Genomic DNA, 18,370 nt, shown 5'->3' on the forward strand with positions numbered 1-18,370 from the left:
GAGGGCCGCCGCACCCACCCGGGTGCGGCGGCCCTCTCCGTCGAGGACATGGCGGCTAGCGCACGTCGCCCATCATCTTCTTCACCTTGTTGCGGTACATCCACACCGCCACACCGGCGACGACGGCCAGCACCGCCTCCAGGGCCACGAAGCCCTTCTTGTCGAGGTTGACCCCGCCGACCGCCGGGTTGGACAGCAGCGCGGTGACGGAGTCGCCCGCGGTGACCGCGAGGAACCAGACGCCCATCATCTGGGAGGCGTACTTCTTCGGCGCCATCTTCGTCGTCACGGACAGACCCACCGGCGACAGCGTCAGCTCACCGACGGTCTGCAGGAAGTAGATGCCGACCAGCCACAGCGCGGCGGCCTTGTGACCGTCCTGCGCGATGGACAGCGGGGCGAGGAAGACGAAGAAGGACGCGCCGACCAGGACCAGGCCGGAGGAGAACTTCACGATCGTGCTCGGCTCCTTGCCGCGCCGGTTCAGCGCGAGCCAGAGCCAGGCGAAGACCGGCGCCAGGGCCATGATCATGACCGGGTTGACCGACTGGTACCAGGAGACCGGGAAGTTCCAGCCGAGGATCGTGTTCTTGGCCGAGTCGGACGCGAACAGCGACAGGGTCGAACCACCCTGGTCGTAGATCATCCAGAAGACCGCGGCGGCGACGAAGAACCAGATGTACGCCCGGACCTTCGTGCGCTCCTCGCCGTCGAGGTCCTTGTCCCGCAGGATCCGCGCGATGACCAGGATCGGCACGATCAGGCCGATGAGGGTCAGCGGGATCAGCGCCCAGTTGAGGGTGAAGTGACCGGTGAAGCCGACGATGCCGTAGAAGACCGCGGCGACGACGAGCCAGATCAGGCCCTTGCGCAGGGTGGCGGACTTCTCCTGGGCCGTCATCGGCGTCGGGACGACCTTGCTCTGCTCGCTCAGGTGGCGGCCGCCGAGCAGGTACTGGACCAGGCCCAGCGCCATGCCGAGCGCGGCCAGCGCGAAGCCGAGGTGCCAGTTGACGTTCTCACCGATGGTGCCGATGACCAGCGGTGCGACGAAGGCGCCCAGGTTGATGCCGATGTAGAAGAGGGTGAAACCACCGTCGCGGCGTCCGTCGTTCGGGCCGTCGTACAGGTGGCCGACCATGGTCGAGATGTTGGCCTTGAGCAGGCCGGAACCGATGGCGACCAGCACCAGGCCGACGAAGAAGCTCGCGGCGGCCGGCACGGCCAGGCACAGATGGCCCAGCATGATGATCAGACCGGCGGCCGCGACCGTCTTGCGGGGGCCGAGGAGCCGGTCGGCGACCCAGCCGCCGGGCAGCGCGAGCAGGTACACGAGCGACAGGTAGACGGCGTAGATCGCCGTCGCCGTGCCCGCACTCAGGTGCAGGCCACCCGGAGCCACCAGGTACAGCGGGAGCAGGGCCCTCATGCCGTAGTAGGAGAAGCGCTCCCACATCTCGGTCATGAAGAGGGTGGCCAGGCCGCGGGGGTGGCCGAAGAAGGTCTTCTCGGTGCCGGGGGTGCCCGGGTGGACCGAGTCCTTCGTCAGGCTGGACGCCATGGTCGTTCCTTGCTGGTCGGGACGCGCGGTGGAGCGTTGCGCGCCCGGTGGGGGGTGTCGGCCGGCACCGGCAGGGTCGGCCGCCCGCCCCCAACGCCCGGGGGGAGTCCACTCCGGATCACGAAGTGGTGGACGGCGACCACCGGGATCCACGCTCCGTGACGCGACGGTGCGTTCGGAGCCCGGCCAGAGGTCATTCCTTTCAAGGCCGGTCGGTGCCCGACCGGCCCGCACACAACAAAGACCTTCAGCGACAAGCCCGCCGAAGGTCTCCGGATGTACTACAGGCGTTCACGTCACTCTACGTCAGGACAGTGCCGGATATGGAAGGACTTGAGACGCGGATCACAGGTGTCGGTGGAACCACGCGACCGAATTCGAAGGTCCCTTCTACGATCGCATCCCACAGGTGATGGTCCGTACCACCGGCCACCCCAGGTAAGAATCCCTGGAACCGATCACACCCCAGCACCGCACGCGGGCGGTCTACCATCACCTCATGACCCGTGTACTGCTCGCCGAGGACGACGCGTCCATCTCGGAGCCGCTGGCCCGCGCCCTGCGCCGGGAAGGTTACGAGGTCGAGGTGCGCGAGGACGGACCCACCGCGCTCGACGCCGGAATGCAGGGCGGTGTCGACCTGGTCGTACTGGACCTGGGCCTGCCCGGCATGGACGGCCTGGAGGTCGCCCGCCGGCTGCGCTCCGACGGCCACACCGTGCCGATCCTCATCCTGACCGCGCGGGCCGACGAGGTGGACACCGTCGTCGGCCTGGACGCGGGCGCCGACGACTACGTCACCAAGCCCTTCCGGCTCGCCGAACTGCTCGCCCGCGTACGGGCGCTGCTGCGGCGCGGTGCCGCCGAGCCGCAGCAGCCTCCGGCCACGCACGGCGTGCGCATCGACGTCGAGTCGCACCGCGCGTGGATGGGCGACGAGGAACTCCAGCTCACCGCCAAGGAGTTCGACCTGCTGCGCGTCCTGGTGCGGGACGCCGGCCGGGTGGTCACGCGCGACCAGCTGATGCGCGAGGTCTGGGACACCACCTGGTGGTCGTCCACCAAGACCCTCGACATGCACATCTCCTGGCTGCGCAAGAAGCTCGGCGACGACGCGGCCAACCCCCGCTACATCGCCACGGTCCGAGGCGTGGGCTTCCGCTTCGAGAAGAGCTGAGCCCCGCACCGGGGCCGGCGGTCACTCCAGGTAACGGAACATGCGTCGACGTCTCATCCAGTCCACCCTCGCCGTCGTCCTCGTGGTGATCGCCGTGTTCGGCGTCTCCCTGGTGATCGTCGAGAGCCGCACGATCAGCAACAGCGCCCAGGAGCGGGTGGAGTCCGAGGCGGTGCGGCTGGCCAGCATCGTGGACAGCCGGATCCTGGCCTCGGAGCACGTCGACACCGACGCGCTGCGCAACCCGGTCAGCAAGGACCAGTACGCGGTGATCCGCGTGCCCGGCCGGCCGCCGATCGAGATCGGCACCCGGCCCGTGGGCGACGTCATCCACGCCACGCAGCACGGCGAGGAGGGCGAGACGGTCACCGTGCAGGAGCCGCGCTCCGCGGTGACCCGCGAGGTCGGCCGCACCCTGCTGATCATCGGCCTGGTGGCGCTGCTCGCGGTGGTCGCCGCCGTCCTGCTCGCGGTACGGCAGGCCAACCGGCTCGCCTCCCCGCTGACCGACCTCGCCGAGACCGCCGAGCGGCTGGGCTCCGGCGACCCGCGCCCGCGGCACAAGCGGTACGGCGTGCCCGAGCTGGACCGGGTCGCCGATGTGCTGGACTCCTCCGCCGAGCGGATCGCCCGCATGCTGACCGCCGAGCGGCGGCTGGCCGCCGACGCCTCCCACCAGCTGCGCACCCCGCTCACCGCGCTGTCGATGCGGCTGGAGGAGATCACCCTCACCGATGACCCGGACATCGTGAAGGAGGAGGCGAACGTCGCGCTCACGCAGGTCGAGCGGCTGACCGACGTGGTCGAGCGGCTGCTGACGAACTCCCGCGACCCGCGTACCGGCTCCGCCGTCACCTTCGACCTGGACGAGGTCATCCAGCAGCAGCTCGCCGAGTGGCGGCCCGCCTACCGCGGCGTGGGCCGGGCCATCGTCTCCTCCGGCAAGCGGCACCTCCAGGCCGTGGGCACGCCGGGCGCGGTCGCCCAGGTGCTGGCCGCGCTGATCGAGAACTCGCTGATGCACGGTGGCGGCACCGTCGCCCTGCGTACCCGGGTCACCGGCAACCAGGCCGTGGTCGAGGTGACGGACGAGGGGCCCGGGGTGCCGGCCGACCTGGGGGCGCGGATCTTCGAGCGGACCATCAGCGGCCGCAACTCCACGGGCATCGGCCTCGCCGTCGCCCGGGACCTCGCCGAGGCCGACGGCGGCCGGCTGGAGCTGCTCCAGTCCCAGCCCCCGGTGTTCGGCCTGTTCCTGTCCCGCACGCCCCCGGCGCACCGGGCGGACGACGAGGAGTACCCGACCGTCCGCTGAGCCGCGCCCGCGGCTACGGGACCCGCTGGGTCTTCGGCTCGGGCCCGGCGGGCGTCCGGCGGGACTCGGCCGCCAGGATCGACTCCGCCTCCTGCGCGGGCAGCGCGCGGAACACCCAGGTGCGGTACGACCAGAACCGGAACAGGGTGGCGATGCCGATGCCGAGGAACTTGAAGACGTTGCTCTCCAGGGGGGTGTCCCAGTGGAGGCCGTAGGTGGCCAGGAAGAGCACGCCGTTCTCGATCACCAGACCGATCGCGCTGAAGAACAGGAAGAGCGTGAGTTCCTTCGTCCGGCCGCTGCGGTCACGGTCCCGGTACGTCCAGTAGCGGAAGCCGACGTAGTTGAACGCGATGGCGACCACGGTCGCGATGATGCTGGCGCGCACCACCGGAAGGTCCGACACATGCCGGACCAGATTGAAAACGCCCAGATTGACCAGGACTCCGGCGCCGCCGACGGCGCCGAACTTGGCCACCTCGCCCACGAGCCGTTGCAGCCCCGAGGAACGCTGTTCCATGGCGTTGCAGCTCCCGTCGGTAGGTTTCGTCAACTCCGCCATGCTATCGGCGCGAACGGCCCAACGCCTGAGGACGAGGCCAGGGCGGGGAAACAGGTCGGAAAGAGACCGGAAAGCGGTGGGTAAGAGCCCGGAACGGACCGGAGACGGACCGGTAGGGGGCCGGGATCGGACCGCGCGCGGAGGGACGGCATCCGGCCGCCTTGCCGTGGCCGATACGCTGTAGGTGTGACGTTCCCGGTAGTCGGCATGGTCGGCGGGGGGCAGCTCGCGCGTATGACGCACGAAGCGGGCATCCCGTTGGGCATCAGGTTCAAGCTCCTCAGTGACACTCCCCAGGATTCCGCGGCGCAGGTCGTGAGCGATGTCGTCATCGGCGACTATCGCGATCTCGACACGCTGCGCGAGTTCGCGCGCGGATGCGACGTGATCACCTTCGATCACGAACACGTACCCACCGAGCACCTCAGGGCCCTGGAGGCGGACGGCATCCCCGTGCGCCCGGGGCCCGACGCGCTGGTGCACGCCCAGGACAAGGGCGCGATGCGGGCGCGGCTCGACGCGATCGGCATCCCGTGCCCACGGCACCGGATCGTCGCCGATCCGGAGGACGTGGTGCGGTTCGCGGGCGAGGGCGACGGCTTCCCCGTCGTCCTGAAGACCGTCCGCGGCGGCTACGACGGCAAGGGCGTCTGGGTGGTGGAGACCGCCGAGGAGGCCGCCGAGCCGTTCCGGGCGGGTGTCCCGGTCCTCGCCGAGGAGAAGGTCGACTACGTCCGCGAGCTGGCCGCCAACGTCGTCCGCTCCCCGCACGGCCAGGCCGTCGCCTACCCGGTGGTGGAGTCCCGGCAGGTGAACGGGGTGTGCGACACCGTGATCGCCCCGGCCCCCGACCTGGACGAGGAGCTGGCCCTGGAGGCCGAGCAGATGGCCCTCACCATCGCCAAGGAGCTGGGCGTCGTCGGGCACCTCGCCGTCGAGCTGTTCCAGACCCGCGACGGCCGCATCCTCGTCAACGAGCTGGCGATGCGCCCGCACAACTCCGGCCACTGGTCCATGGACGGCGCGATCACCTCGCAGTTCGCCAACCACGTCCGCGCCGTCCTCGACCTGCCGCTCGGCGATCCGCGTCCGCGCGCCCCGTGGACGGTGATGGTCAACGTGCTGGGCGGCGACTACCCGGACATGTACTCCGCGTACTTGCACTGCATGGCCCGCGACCCCAAGCTCAAGATCCACATGTACGGCAAGGACGTGAAGCCCGGCCGCAAGGTCGGACATGTCAACACCTACGGCGACGACCTGGACGACGTGCTGGAGCGCGCCCGTCACGCAGCCGGCTACCTGAGAGGCACGATCACCGAATGAGCCCTGCCCTCCCGTCCTCCCCGCTGGTCGGCATCGTCATGGGGTCGGACTCCGACTGGCCCGTCATGGAGGCCGCCGCCAAGGCCCTGGACGAGTTCGAGATCGCGTACGAGGTCGACGTCGTCTCGGCGCACCGGATGCCCCGCGAGATGATCACGTACGGCGAGCAGGCGGCCGACCGCGGGCTCAAGGCGATCATCGCCGGGGCCGGGGGCGCCGCCCATCTGCCGGGCATGCTGGCCTCGGTCACCCCGCTGCCGGTCATCGGCGTGCCGGTGCCGCTGAAGTACCTCGACGGCATGGACTCCCTGCTGTCGATCGTGCAGATGCCGGCCGGCGTCCCGGTCGCCACGGTCTCCGTGGCCGGTGCCCGCAACGCCGGGCTGCTCGCGGCCCGGATGCTCGCCGCGCACGACGAGGACCTGCTGCACCGCATGCGCGACTTCCAGCACGACCTCAACGAGCAGGCCACCGAGAAGGGCAAGCGGCTGCGCGCCAAGGTCGAGGGCGCCGGCGGCTTCGGGTTCGGGAAGTGAGCGGCGTGGCGAACCTGGACGAGGCCCGTGCCCTGCTGCGCGAGTTCCCGGTGGTCGACGGCCACAACGACCTGCCGTGGGCGCTGCGTGAGAAGTCGGGGTACGACCTGGACCGGCTCGACATCGCCGGGCACCAGCACGAGCACCTGCACACCGACATCCCCCGGCTGCGCGCGGGCGGTGTCGGTGCCCAGTACTGGTCGGTCTACGTCCCGGCCGAGCAGCCGGACCCGGTCGCCGCGACGCTGGAACAGATCGACTGCGTGCGGCAGTTGCTGGACCGCTACCAGGCGGACCTGGCGCCCGCGCTGACCGCCGCCGACATGGAGGCGGCGCGCGGCGAGGGCCGTATCGCCTCCCTGATGGGCGCCGAGGGCGGGCACTCCATCGCCAACTCCCTCGGCACGCTGCGCGCTCTGCACGCGCTCGGCGTGCGCTACATGACCCTCACCCACAACTCCAATGTGGACTGGGCGGATTCGGCGACCGACACGCCGAAGGCGAACGGCCTGACCGCGTTCGGCCGCGAGGTCGTGCGCGAGATGAACCGGATCGGCATGCTGGTCGACCTCTCGCACGTGGCGCCCTCGACCATGCGCGACGCGCTGGACGCGACCTCCGCGCCGGTGATCTTCTCGCACTCCTCCGCCCGCGCGGTCTGCGACCACCCCCGCAACATCCCGGACGACGTGCTGGAGCGGCTGCCCGCCAACGGCGGCATGGCGATGGTGACGTTCGTGCCGAAGTTCGTGCTCCAGGCGGCCGTGGACTGGACGGCCGCGGCCGACGAGAACATGCGCGCCCACGGCCTGCACCACCTGGACACCAGCGCCGAGGCGATGAAGATCCACCGCGCCTTCGAGGAGCGCACCCCGCGCCCCGTCGCCACGGTGTCGGTGGTCGCCGACCACCTGGACCACATGCGCGAGGTCGCCGGCATCGACCACCTCGGCATCGGCGGCGACTACGACGGCACGGCCTTCACCCCGGACGGCCTCGACGACGTCTCCGGCTACCCGAACCTCCTCGCGGAGCTGCTGGAGCGCGGCTGGTCCAGGGCGGACCTGGCCAAGCTCACCTGGCAGAACGCGGTGCGGGTGCTGGGCGCGGCGGAGGACGTCGCCCGCGACCTCCGGTCGCGGCGCGGCCCGTCCCACGCCACGATCGAGTCGCTCGACGGCTGACGCGCGACGAGAAGGCGGGGCGGCCGGTACGGCCGCCCCGCCTTTTTCTTCGTCTTTTTCCGGCTTGCGCGCGCGGCCGCTAGGCGTGCTCGATCCGGCACAGGCAGAACGGATGCCCGGCCGGGTCGGCGTACACCTGGAAGTCCTTCTTCTCCCGGTCCTCCAGGTCCAGCGGGCGGGCGCCGAGCGCCAGGACCTTCTCGTGGGCGGCGTCGATCTCCGCCCAGGTGCTGCCGGCGTCGAAGTCGAGGTGCAGCTGCTGGCCGTTGTGGTCGGCGCGGGGCCACTCCGGCGGTGTGTGGTCCGGGGCGAGCTGGAAGCCCAGCCGGGGGCCGTCCGGGATCTGGAGGACCACCCAGTCGTCGGACTCGGCCTGCGGGGTGCCCCCGGCCACCGCCGCGTAGAAGGCGGCCAGGGCATGCGGGTCGCGGCAGTCGAGCACGATGTTGCGGAAACGGGCGACGGACGCCATTCGACTCCTCCTGTGGGTAGGTCAGCAGGCGCAGAGACAGAACGGGTGCCCCGCCGGATCGGCGTACACCCGGAAGGAACGGGAGCGGTCGTCGGTGTCCAGGGGCTTCGCCCCCAGCTTGAGGACCCCTTCCTCCGCCGCGTCCAGGTCCGGCACGTCCAGGTCCAGGTGGAACTGCTGCGACCGCTCCTCGGAGGGCCACTGCGGCGGGGTGTGACCGGCGGCCCGCTGGAAGGCCAGCAGCTGCCCGCCGGGCACCGACAGTTCCACCCAGTCGTCCTCCTCGCGCCCCACCGTGCCGCCGAGCACCTCGGCGTAGAAGCGGGCCAGCGCGCCGGGATCGGGACAGTCCAGGACCACCACACCGAGCTTGGCGAGAGCCATGACGACCTCCTTCTGTTACCCGTAGAGGCGGGTAACCGGTAACGGTTACCCCATGCTCCCGGACTGGCGGTAACGTCGCAACCATGAATGACAGATCGGCGGCTCCCGGTGGCCTTGCCCTGGTCGAGTCCCTGGTCAACACGGTGGACCTGGAGAGCGGCGTCGACGCGCTGGACACCGAGGAGGGCCGCGAGCGCTTCGGGATCGCCGAGGACGGCCTGGCCGAGGCGCGGGAGCTGCGCGAGTCGCTGCGGGCCGCGCTGCTCGCCCACGCCGGGCATCCGCCGCACCGGGCGGTCACTCCGCTCGGCGAGCTGCTGGCCCGCGCGCCGCTGTACGTCGCCGTGGACGGGCGGGACGGCTCGGCGGCCCTCGCCCCGGCCGAGGACGCCCCGCTGCCGTCCCGGATCGCCGCGGCCGTCGCCGGGGCACTGGTGGCCGGCACCTGGATGCGGCTGAAGGCGTGCGAGGCCGAGACCTGCCACTGGGCGTACTACGACCGCAGCCCCGCCGGGCGCGGCCGCTGGTGCTCGATGCGGGTCTGCGGGGCGCGCGCCAAGATGCGGCGCTACCGGGCCAAGGGGGCCTGACCCACAGGGAGCTGGGGCAAAATGCGGGGCGGCACCGGTTCGGCCGACTGAGCCTCGGCCGAACCGGCGCCGCCCCGGTGCGTCGTCTTCGCCGGTCAGGCGGTCGGGCGGCCCATCGCCCGGTACGTCCAGCCCGCCCGGCGCCACAGCTCCGGGTCGAGGGTGTTGCGCCCGTCCAGGAGCACCCGGGCCGACGCCACCTCGCCCAGCGCGGCCGGGTCCAGCTCGCGGAACTCCCGCCACTCGGTCAGGTGCAGCACGACGTCCGCGCCGCGCACGGCCTCCAGCGCCGAGCCGGCGTAGCCGAGCGTGGGGAAGACCCTGCGGGCGTTGTCCATGCCCTTCGGGTCGTACACGGTCACCTGACCGCCCTGGAGGTGTATCTGGCCGGCCACGTTCAGCGCGGGCGAGTCACGGACGTCGTCCGAGTCGGGCTTGAAGGTGGCACCGAGCACGGCCACCCGCTTGCCGAGGAAGGAGCCGCCGCCCAGCGCCTCCCGGGCCATCTCCACCATCTGGCCGCGCCGGCGCATGTTGATGGAGTCGATCTCCCGCAGGAAGGTCAGCGCCTGGTCCGCGCCCAGCTCGCCGGCGCGGGCCATGAACGCCCGGATGTCCTTGGGCAGGCAGCCGCCGCCGAAGCCGATCCCGGCGCGCAGGAACTTGCGCCCGATCCGGTCGTCGTGGCCGATGGCCTCCGCCAGCTTGGCCACGTCGCCGCCGGCCGCCTCGCAGACCTCCGCCATCGCGTTGATGAAGGAGATCTTGGTGGCGAGGAAGGAGTTCGCGGCGGTCTTCACCAGTTCGGCGGTGGGGAAGTCGGTGACCACGAAGGGGGTGCCCTCCTCCACCGGCGTCGCGTACACCTCGCGCAGCAGCTTCTCCGCGCGCTCGCTGCGCACGCCCACCACGATCCGGTCCGGGTGCAGGGTGTCCTCGACGGCGAAGCCCTCGCGCAGGAACTCCGGGTTCCAGGCCAGCTCGGCGTCGCCGCCCGCCGGGGCGTGCTCGGCGAGGTAGGCGGCGAGCCGGTCGGCCGAGCCCACCGGCACCGTGGACTTGCCGACCACCAGGGCCGGGCCGCGCAGATGCGGGGCGAGGGAGGCGACGGCGGAGTCGACGTACGACATGTCGCAGGCGTACTCGCCGTGCTTCTGCGGGGTGTTCACGCAGACGAAGTGCACATCGCCGAAGGCACCGGCCTCGGCCCAGTCGGTGGTGAACCGCAGCCGCCCGGTGGACCCCTCGAAACCGGCCACGTGCCGGCGCAGCAGTTCCTCGAGACCCGGCTCGTACATCGGGGTCTCGCCGCGCTCCAGCATGGCGATCTTCTCGGGCACGACATCCAGGCCCAGCACCTCGAATCCCAGCTCGGCCATGGCCGCGGCGTGCGTGGCGCCGAGATAGCCGGTGCCGATCACTGTGATCTTCAGGCTCATGGATGCACTCCAGCTCGGGGATTGTCTCGTGCGGGCCCGAGCATAGCGGTGCCGCTCGGCGGGCAGCTTTCCCGCTGTCGCCAAGCTCACGTAGGCGACCCGGGGCGGGAGCCCTAAAATTCGAGTTACTTAACGGTAATTAGCGTCTGTAATGTGCCACCATCACTGCGTCTTTGGAGCGTGAGAGACCTTGGCCGGATCGGCTGACTTCGACCTGTACCGCCCGTCCGAGGAGCACGACATGCTCCGCGACGCCGTCCGCTCCCTGGTCGAGGCGAAGATCGCGCCGTACGCCGCGGCGGTGGACGAGGAGGCACGCTTCCCGCAGGAGGCCCTCGACGCCCTGGTCGCCAACGACCTGCACGCCGTGCACGTCCCCGAGGAGTACGGCGGCTCCGGCGCCGACGCCCTCGCCACGGTCATCGTGATCGAGGAGGTGGCCCGCGCCTGCGTCTCCTCCTCCCTGATCCCCGCGGTGAACAAGCTCGGCTCGCTCCCGGTGATCCTCTCCGGCTCCGAGGAGCTGAAGAAGAAGTACCTGGGCCCGCTGGCCAAGGGCGACGCGATGTTCTCGTACTGCCTCTCCGAGCCGGAGGCGGGCTCGGACGCGGCCGGCATGAAGACCAAGGCGGTCCGCGACGGCGACCACTGGATCCTCAACGGCGTCAAGCGCTGGATCACCAACGCGGGCGTCTCCGAGTACTACACCGTCATGGCGGTGACCGACCCGGCCAAGCGCTCCAAGGGCATCTCCGCCTTCGTGGTCGAGAAGTCCGACGAGGGCGTCTCCTTCGGCGCCCCCGAGAAGAAGCTCGGCATCAAGGGCTCGCCGACCCGTGAGGTCTACTTCGACAACGTCCGCATCCCCGCCGACCGCATGATCGGCGAGGAGGGCACCGGCTTCGCCACGGCGATGAAGACCCTGGACCACACCCGCATCACCATCGCCGCCCAGGCGCTCGGTGTCGCCCAGGGCGCCCTCGACTACGCCAAGGGCTACGTCCAGGAGCGCAAGCAGTTCGGCAAGGCGATCGCCGACTTCCAGGGCATCCAGTTCATGCTCGCGGACATGTCCATGAAGATCTCGGCGGCCCGCGCCCTGACCTACCAGGCCGCCGCCGCTTCCGAGCGCGGCGACTCCGACCTCACCTACCTGGGCGCCGCGGCCAAGTGCTTCGCCTCCGACGTCGCCATGGAGGTCACCACCGACGCCGTCCAGCTCCTCGGCGGCTACGGCTACACCCGCGACTACCCGGTCGAGCGCATGATGCGCGACGCCAAGATCACGCAGATCTACGAGGGCACCAACCAGGTCCAGCGCATCGTGATGGCGCGGAACCTGCCGTAACGGCCCTCCGGCTCGTCACCGAGGCCCCCGGCCGCCGCCGGGGGCCTCTTCGCGTCCCGGCCTTACGACCGGTCGGTCACATGCGGGGCGGCGCCGGGCGGCGTAGGACGGAAGCACACGGGACCCGAGCCCGGGTCCCCCCGCTCCCGAGGAGGAGCCATGGCCCAGCCCGGAACCACCATGCCCGCCATGACCAAGCAGATGCAGGACTGCATCGAGGCCTGCATGAACTGCCACAGCATCTGCGAGGAGACCATGAGCTCCTGCATGCAGCAGGGCGGGCAGGCGCAAATGCAGATCATGCGGGCGCTCATGGACTGCTCGGAGACGACCAGGATGTGCGCCGACATGATGATGCGCCGCTCGCCGATGTCGGGCGAGATGTGCGCGATGTGCGCCAAGGCGTGCGACATGTGCGCCGAGGCGTGTATGGCCATGCCCGACGACCCGCAGCTGATGCGCTGCGCGCAGGCGTGTCGCCGCTGTGCCGAGATGTGCCGCGCGATGGCGGGCGTCCGGATGTGAGCTGAACCGCCGAGCGGCGTTCGGGGACGGCCCGCCGGGGTGCCCTCGAACGCCGCCGGCAGCGCGCCTAGGTGTGTTGTCCCGGGACGTTGGTGACACGCGGGCTGGGTGCTTGAACAGGTGAGGGCCTTCTGGGTTCGGTGTGGATTGCGAAGTCTGCACCGACGTCCAGGAGGCCCTCGTGTCCCACCGTAATGCCCCGCTGACCCCGACCGGCAGGCTGCGGCTGGCCCGGTGTGTCGTGGACGACGGCTGGCCGCTGCGCAGGGCCGCGGAACGCTTCCAGGTCAGCCACACCACCGCCGCCCGCTGGGCAGGCCGCTACCGGCAGCTGGGCGCCGAAGGCATGCACGACCGCTCCAGCCGCCCGCACCGTCAACCCCACCGGACCCCGGCCGCCATCGAGGCACAGGTCGTGCGGCTGCGGCGCGAACACCGCATCGGCCCGCTGCGACTCGCGGCCCGAACCGGTATCGCCACCTCTACCGCCCACCGCATCCTGGTCCGGCACGGCCTGCCGGCTCTGGCCGCCTGCGACCGGTCCACCGGCGAGCCCGTGCGCCGCTACGAACGGGCCCGGCCCGGCGAACTGGTCCACATCGACGTCAAGAAACTCGGCCGCATCCCCGACGGCGGCGGCCACAAATTCCTCGGCCGCGCGGCCGGCCGGGCCAACCAGGACCGCCGCAGCGGCACCGGATACGCCTACCTGCACACCGCCCTGGACGACCACACCCGCCTGGCCTACACCGAAGACCTGCCCGACGAAAAGGCCGCGACCTGCGCCGCCTTCCTCACCCGGGCAACGGCCTGGTTCGCCCAGCGGGGCGTCACCGTCGAACGCGTCCTGACGGACAACGCCTGGGCCTACACGAAGAACACCTGGCGCGACACCTGCCGCGAGCTGGGCATCAGGCCCCGCTGGACCAGGCCCTGGCGACCGCAGACCAACGGCAAGGTCGAACGCTTCCACCGCACCCTGCTCGACGAGTGGGCCTACATCCGGCCCTACACCTCAGACGCCGAACGGCAGGCCGCGTTTCCCGACTGGCTGGACTGGTACAACTACCACCGACCCCACACCGGCATCAGCGGTTACCCACCAGCCAGCCGCGTCACCAACCTGTCCGAACAGCACACCTAGGGCCTCTCGTCTGGATCACGCCGGGCTCGCGGGGTCTGGCACGCACATCTGCGGCGTTGTCGTCGGTCGCCAACTCCCCCACGCTCGGCTTCGCTCGCGCGGGGGCACCCCCATCGCGTTGACTCCCTCCTCCGCCTTGCATCTGCACGCACCAGACCCCGCTCCCTGATCCGGCCTGATCCAAACGAAAGACCCTAGCCGTTGGTGACGGTGATCTTCTGGTCGTTGTTCAGCTCGTCCACCAGGGTCTTCACCTTCGCCTTGTCCCAGACGAGGTTGCCGCCCACGGAGCCCGATATCGGCATGTTCAGCGAGGTGCCGTCACCGCCGTTGACGCCCTTCATCGCCCAGAACATCGAGGCCAGGTCCCACAGGGACATGTCCTTGTCCACGATCAGCGAGTCCAGGCCCGCGCCCATGGTCGGGTAGAGCCGGAACGGGTTGAGGACCGTCGACGGCGTGGCCACCTGGTGGGCCAGGGCCGCCAGGAACTTCTGCTGGTTCTTGGTCCGCTGGAGGTCGGAGGCGGCGAACGCGTGCCGGGTGCGGACGAAGGCGAGCGCCTGCTGCCCGTTCAGGGTCTGCTTGCCGGCCTGGAAGTCGGCGCCGGACCACTTGTCCTTGAAGCCCTTGTCGATGTCGATCTGGACCCCGCCGACCGCGTCCACGATGTTGGCGAAGCCCTGGAAGCCGATCTCGACGTAGTGGTCGATGTGCAGCCCGGTGTTGTACTCGATCGTGCGCACCAGCAGCGTCGGGCCGTCCTCGGCGTAGGCCGCGTTCAGCTTCTCCTGGCGGCCGGTGGCGGGGTAGACCTTCCCGGACGTCGAGCCCTTGTACGAGGGGATCTCCACGTTCGAGTCGCGCGGCAGCGAGATCAGCGTGTCGCCGCTGTCGCCGACGTGCAGGATCATCATCGAGTCGGTGCGCTTGCCCTCGGCGGCACCGGTGTGCAGCTTCTTCTCGTCCGCCTTGGTCATGCCCTCGCGGCTGTCCGAGCCGACGATCAGGTAGTTGGTGCCCGAGCCCGGCTGCGGCCGGTCGATCACCGTGGACAGGTCGACCTCGCGGCGCAGCTTGGAGTCGGCCCAGAAGTAGGTCGCGACCGATGTGACGACGACCACGGTGGCCAGCGTGATCGCCGTCCACTTGATCCGCCGGCGCCAGTTCGGCGCGCGGCGCGGGCCGGGACCCGGCGCGCCGCCCGGCCCTCGGCCGCCGGGGCCGCCGTAGACCTGGCCGGTGTTGTAGCCGCTGTCGTACCCGCCGTCGTACCCGCCGCCGTCCACGTACGACGGCTGCTGCGGAACGCCGGCCCCCTGCGGCGGCGCCGCAGGGCCGCGCCGCACCTGACGCATCACGCGGGCGCCCTCCGGCTGTGCGCCGGAGCTGCCGCGTCCGTAACGGGGGCCGCGATCGTCGTCGGACCATCCCTCGGGCCAGTCATTCATGCGGACCAGTGTGCAGGGCGCCGCCGTACGGCTTACAAGGGATGTCGGAAAATAAGGGCGCCGCTGTTGCGAAGCTGACACAAATTCCGCGAATGTCACTTCGGCATAAGGTAGAGCGCATGACAGACCAGGCCACGGACTCGGAAGCAGTGGAACCGGACATCCCGGGCAAGCCCACCTCCGCCTCGCGCACCACGCTGAGCCACATCATGACCCACAGCGACACCAACCTGCTGGGCACGGTGCACGGCGGGGTGATCATGAAGCTGGTGGACGACGCGGCGGGCGCGGTCGCCGGACGGCACTCCGGCGGTCCCGCCGTCACCGCGTCCATGGACGAGATGGCGTTCCTCGAACCGGTCCGCGTCGGTGACCTGGTCCATGTGAAGGCGCAGGTCAACTGGACCGGCCGGACCTCCATGGAGGTCGGCGTACGGGTCCTTGCCGAGCGCTGGAACGAGTCCGCCCCGGCCACCCAGGTCGGCTCGGCCTACCTCGTCTTCGCGGCCGTGGACGCCGACGGCAAGCCGCGCCCGGTGCCGCCGGTGATACCCGAGACCGACCGCGACCGCCGCCGCTACCAGGAGGCGCAGATCCGCCGCACCCACCGGCTGGCCCGCCGCCGCGCCATCCGCGAGCTGCGCGAGCAGCGGGCCGCGGAGGGCCTCCAGGACTGAGCGCCCGGTGCCGTCCCGGTGGTGTGCTCAGGCGTCGCCCGAGCACACCACCTCGTTGCCCCGCACCACGCTCTGGTCCGGACGCCCCGGGTCCTCGAAACGCACCGCCCGCACGCCCCGGAAGCCGGCCCCGGCGGTCACCGTCAGCACCGGCCCCTGCCCCGGCGCCGCGCGCAGCTCGCTGCCCGGCAGGGCCGCGGCCAGGGCGTGGGCGGAGCGGTCCCAGCGGGGGTCGTAGGTGATGAGCGTGGCCGCCGACCGGGCGGGCGCCGTCACCGGCCGGTGGGTGGTGGCGAAGCCGGTCGCCGCCAGCTCGGTGTCGATCCGCTTGGCCAGCCCCGAGGTGGTGGTGCCGTTCGCCACCTGGACCCGGACCTGCCGGGGGTCCACGTCGACGGGCGCCGCGGCGGGGGCCGTGGCGTGGTGCGCCGCCGTGAGCGGCTTGTCGTCGCGCAGCGCCGCGAACAGCCGGGCGGACCGGGCCGGGTCCCACTTCAGGGTCTCGCCGACGCCCTTGACCTGGTAGTTCAGCTGTCCGATGGGGACGGTGGCGAACTCCGAGGACGAGGGCGAGAAGTTCCGCATCGCGCGGCCGAGGTCGAGCAGCTCGTCGGTGCCGAAGCCCTTGTCGGCACGGACCGAGCCCAGCACCGCCCGGGTCACGTCCCTGAACCGCATCGGGTTCAGCAGCACCCCGGACGAGGTGGCCTTCTCGATCAGCGCCGCCAGGAACCGCTGCTGCCGCTTCATCCGGCCCAGGTCGCTCGCCCCGTCCAGGTGCCGTGAGCGCACGTACTGGAGCGCCTGGCCGCCCAGCAGGGTGTGCGTGCCGGGCGCGAGGTCGAGCCCGCTGTAGGTGTCCTTCAGCGGCGTCGCCGTACAGATCCGGACCCCGCCGAGGACGTCCACGGTCCGCATGAAGCTGGTGAAGTCCACCTCCAGGTAGTGGTCGATCTTCACCCGGGTCATGTCCTCGACCGTGCGCACGGTCAGCTGGGGGCCGCCCTCGGCGTAGGCCGCGTTCAGCTTCAGCGGGTGCGGGCCGAGCTGCCGGCCGGTGCTCGGGTCGAGGTGGGCGGGCACCTCGGCGTAGGAGTCGCGCGGCAGACTCACCACCGTGGCCCGCTCCCGGTCGGCCGAGATGTGCACGATCATCATCGTGTCGGTGCAGTGGCAGGGCTGTCCGCCCAGGTGGAACGCGCGCCGCTGCCGATCGGTGATCTTGTCCCGGCCGTCGGTGCCGACCAGCAGGATGTTCATGCCGTGGCCCGCCTGCGGCCGGTTCTTCATGTCCTTGAAGGCGTCCACCCGGGCGATGCCCGCGTCCAGGCTGGTGACCACCGCGTGCCCGATGCCGGCGGAGGCGAGCACGACCACCGACAGGGTGGTCATCGCCCGCATGGCCCAGCGCGGGCGCCGTCGTCGGCGTACGGGCCGCACCGGTCGCTCGGGCGGGGGCGGCACCCGGCGGGGCGGCTGCGGGCGGCGCTGGGGACGCGCCGGGGACCGGGGCGGGCTGGCCAAGGGACACCTCCGGACGAGGCCGTACGTGGGATCCGTGAGCACAGTAGGCCGATACGATCTCCATCCCGCGTCACGGCCCCGGCGGCGCGCACCGCTGTCCCCCGTTCGCGGTAACGTGAGCGTCCTATGAACGCCAAGCCCGACGTGCGGTTCCCCGCCGTATCCGTGATCATGCCCGTCCTCAACGAGGAACGGCATCTGCGCGGGGCCGTCCAAGCGATCCTCGCGCAGGAGTACGCCGGCGAGATGGAGGTCGTGATCGCCCTCGGTCCGTCCACGGACCGAACGGACGAGATCGCCGCCGAGCTGGTCGCCGAAGACCCCCGCGTGCACACCGTGCCGAATCCGACCGGCCGCACCCCCGCGGCGCTGAACGCGGCGATCAAGGCCTCCCGGCACCCGATCGTGGTCCGCGTCGACGGCCACGGCATGCTCTCGCCGAACTACATCGCCACCGCCGTGCGGCTCCTGGAGGAGACCGGCGCGCAGAACGTCGGCGGCATCATGCACGCCGAGGGCGAGAACGACTGGGAGCACGCGGTCGCCGCCGCGATGACCTCGAAGATCGGCGTCGGCAACGCGGCGTTCCACACCGGTGGCCAGGCCGGCCCCGCCGAGACCGTCTACCTCGGCGTCTTCCGGCGCGAGGCGCTGGAGCAACAGGGCGGCTACAACGAGGAGTTCATCCGCGCCCAGGACTGGGAGCTGAACTTCCGCATCCGCGAGGCGGGCGGTCTGATCTGGTTCTCACCCGAGCTGAAGGTCTCCTACCGCCCCCGCCCCTCGGTGCGCGCCCTCGCCAAGCAGTACAAGGACTACGGCCGCTGGCGCCATGTCGTCGCCCGCTACCACTCCGGCTCCATCAACCTGCGCTACCTCGCCCCGCCGACCGCGGTGTGCGCCATCGCCGCGGGCCTGGTGGTCGGCGTGGCCGTCACCCCCTGGGCGCTGGTGATCCCCGGCGGCTACCTGGCCGCGATCGCCGCGGGTTCCGTCCCCGCGGGCAGGGGCCTGCCGGCCAGGGCCCGGCTCCAGATCCCCGTCGCCCTCGCCACCATGCACATGTCCTGGGGCTGGGGCTTCCTGACCAGCCCCAAGTCGCTGGCCAAGCGGGTCATCGCCTCGCGCCGGCCCGCGGTGCGCGGCGCCTGACGA

Annotated in this window: 18 protein-coding genes; 11 read left to right on the forward strand and 7 right to left on the reverse strand. The window is 71.1% G+C overall.

Annotated features, from left to right (window positions below):
* Positions 1-55: 55 nt before the first annotated feature.
* Positions 56-1,561, reverse strand: a complete 1,506-nt coding sequence (locus tag HZZ00_RS02990; RefSeq protein ID WP_180330749.1) for a peptide MFS transporter — start codon at positions 1,559-1,561, stop codon at positions 56-58.
* A 499-nt stretch (positions 1,562-2,060) separates the two neighbouring features.
* Here HZZ00_RS02990 and HZZ00_RS02995 point away from each other — a divergent pair, with 499 nt between their 5' ends.
* Positions 2,061-2,738, forward strand: a complete 678-nt coding sequence (locus HZZ00_RS02995) for a response regulator transcription factor (RefSeq protein ID WP_070023613.1) — start codon at positions 2,061-2,063, stop codon at positions 2,736-2,738.
* 40 nt (positions 2,739-2,778) lie between these two features.
* On the forward strand, positions 2,779-4,053 hold the full coding sequence (locus HZZ00_RS03000; protein WP_180330750.1) for a HAMP domain-containing histidine kinase: 1,275 nt from the start codon (positions 2,779-2,781) through the stop codon (positions 4,051-4,053).
* Positions 4,054-4,066: 13 nt separating this feature from the next.
* Here the strand turns inward: HZZ00_RS03000 and HZZ00_RS03005 are convergent, their stop codons facing one another.
* Positions 4,067-4,573, reverse strand: a complete 507-nt coding sequence (locus HZZ00_RS03005; RefSeq protein WP_180333366.1) for a GtrA family protein — start codon at positions 4,571-4,573, stop codon at positions 4,067-4,069.
* Between the two features lie 228 nt (positions 4,574-4,801).
* Between HZZ00_RS03005 and HZZ00_RS03010 the strand changes: the two genes are divergently transcribed.
* From HZZ00_RS03010 to HZZ00_RS03020, 3 genes are read left to right on the forward strand one after another with little or no spacing between them, the layout of a single operon-like run.
* Entirely contained in the window at positions 4,802-5,941 is a 1,140-nt protein-coding gene (locus HZZ00_RS03010) for a 5-(carboxyamino)imidazole ribonucleotide synthase (protein ID WP_180330751.1), read from the forward strand.
* On the forward strand, positions 5,938-6,477 hold the full coding sequence (purE, locus tag HZZ00_RS03015) for a 5-(carboxyamino)imidazole ribonucleotide mutase (RefSeq protein WP_070023606.1): 540 nt from the start codon (positions 5,938-5,940) through the stop codon (positions 6,475-6,477). Before HZZ00_RS03010 ends, purE begins: the two co-directional genes overlap by 4 nt.
* Positions 6,478-6,482: 5 nt before the next feature.
* Entirely contained in the window at positions 6,483-7,661 is a 1,179-nt protein-coding gene (locus HZZ00_RS03020) for a dipeptidase (protein ID WP_180330752.1), read from the forward strand.
* A 79-nt stretch (positions 7,662-7,740) separates the two neighbouring features.
* On the opposite strand, the gene HZZ00_RS03025 is transcribed toward HZZ00_RS03020, so the two are convergent.
* Both HZZ00_RS03025 and HZZ00_RS03030 read right to left on the reverse strand, forming a co-directional pair.
* Positions 7,741-8,133: a VOC family protein gene (locus HZZ00_RS03025; protein WP_180330753.1), complete on the reverse strand. Its 393-nt coding sequence runs from the start codon at positions 8,131-8,133 to the stop codon at positions 7,741-7,743.
* Positions 8,134-8,154: 21 nt separating this feature from the next.
* Positions 8,155-8,517: a VOC family protein gene (locus tag HZZ00_RS03030; RefSeq protein ID WP_180330754.1), complete on the reverse strand. Its 363-nt coding sequence runs from the start codon at positions 8,515-8,517 to the stop codon at positions 8,155-8,157.
* A gap of 83 nt (positions 8,518-8,600) precedes the next feature.
* On the opposite strand from HZZ00_RS03030, the gene HZZ00_RS03035 reads away from it, so the two are divergent.
* Positions 8,601-9,107: a CGNR zinc finger domain-containing protein gene (locus HZZ00_RS03035; protein WP_180330755.1), complete on the forward strand. Its 507-nt coding sequence runs from the start codon at positions 8,601-8,603 to the stop codon at positions 9,105-9,107.
* 95 nt (positions 9,108-9,202) lie between these two features.
* Here HZZ00_RS03035 and HZZ00_RS03040 read toward each other — a convergent pair whose 3' ends face one another.
* A complete protein-coding gene (locus HZZ00_RS03040) occupies positions 9,203-10,546 on the reverse strand; it encodes a UDP-glucose/GDP-mannose dehydrogenase family protein (protein WP_180330756.1) in 1,344 nt (447 codons plus the stop codon).
* Positions 10,547-10,787: 241 nt separating this feature from the next.
* On the opposite strand from HZZ00_RS03040, the gene HZZ00_RS03045 reads away from it, so the two are divergent.
* The 3 genes from HZZ00_RS03045 (at position 10,788) to HZZ00_RS03055 (ending at position 13,563) form a co-directional block, all read left to right on the forward strand.
* Complete coding sequence (locus HZZ00_RS03045) at positions 10,788-11,894, forward strand: acyl-CoA dehydrogenase family protein (RefSeq protein WP_071828499.1); 1,107 nt, start codon at positions 10,788-10,790, stop codon at positions 11,892-11,894.
* Positions 11,895-12,053: 159 nt separating this feature from the next.
* The gene (locus tag HZZ00_RS03050; protein WP_070023593.1) at positions 12,054-12,419 is read left to right on the forward strand and encodes a four-helix bundle copper-binding protein; all 366 of its coding nucleotides are present in this window, start codon (positions 12,054-12,056) and stop codon (positions 12,417-12,419) included.
* Positions 12,420-12,600: 181 nt separating this feature from the next.
* Positions 12,601-13,563, forward strand: coding sequence for an IS481 family transposase (locus HZZ00_RS03055; protein ID WP_180328369.1), 963 nt, complete (start codon positions 12,601-12,603; stop codon positions 13,561-13,563).
* A gap of 194 nt (positions 13,564-13,757) precedes the next feature.
* Here the strand turns inward: HZZ00_RS03055 and HZZ00_RS03060 are convergent, their stop codons facing one another.
* Entirely contained in the window at positions 13,758-15,014 is a 1,257-nt protein-coding gene (locus tag HZZ00_RS03060; RefSeq protein WP_180330757.1) for an LCP family protein, read from the reverse strand.
* A gap of 119 nt (positions 15,015-15,133) precedes the next feature.
* On the opposite strand from HZZ00_RS03060, the gene HZZ00_RS03065 reads away from it, so the two are divergent.
* On the forward strand, positions 15,134-15,691 hold the full coding sequence (locus HZZ00_RS03065) for an acyl-CoA thioesterase (RefSeq protein WP_257585637.1): 558 nt from the start codon (positions 15,134-15,136) through the stop codon (positions 15,689-15,691).
* Positions 15,692-15,718: 27 nt separating this feature from the next.
* On the opposite strand, the gene HZZ00_RS03070 is transcribed toward HZZ00_RS03065, so the two are convergent.
* The gene (locus HZZ00_RS03070; protein ID WP_180333367.1) at positions 15,719-17,092 is read right to left on the reverse strand and encodes an LCP family protein; all 1,374 of its coding nucleotides are present in this window, start codon (positions 17,090-17,092) and stop codon (positions 15,719-15,721) included.
* A 249-nt stretch (positions 17,093-17,341) separates the two neighbouring features.
* On the opposite strand from HZZ00_RS03070, the gene HZZ00_RS03075 reads away from it, so the two are divergent.
* Entirely contained in the window at positions 17,342-18,367 is a 1,026-nt protein-coding gene (locus HZZ00_RS03075; RefSeq protein ID WP_180330759.1) for a glycosyltransferase family 2 protein, read from the forward strand.
* Positions 18,368-18,370 lie beyond the last annotated feature (3 nt).

Origin of the sequence: Streptomyces sp. NEAU-sy36 (assembly GCF_013423905.1) — a bacterium.
GTDB classification, from domain to species: domain Bacteria; phylum Actinomycetota; class Actinomycetes; order Streptomycetales; family Streptomycetaceae; genus Streptomyces; species Streptomyces misionensis.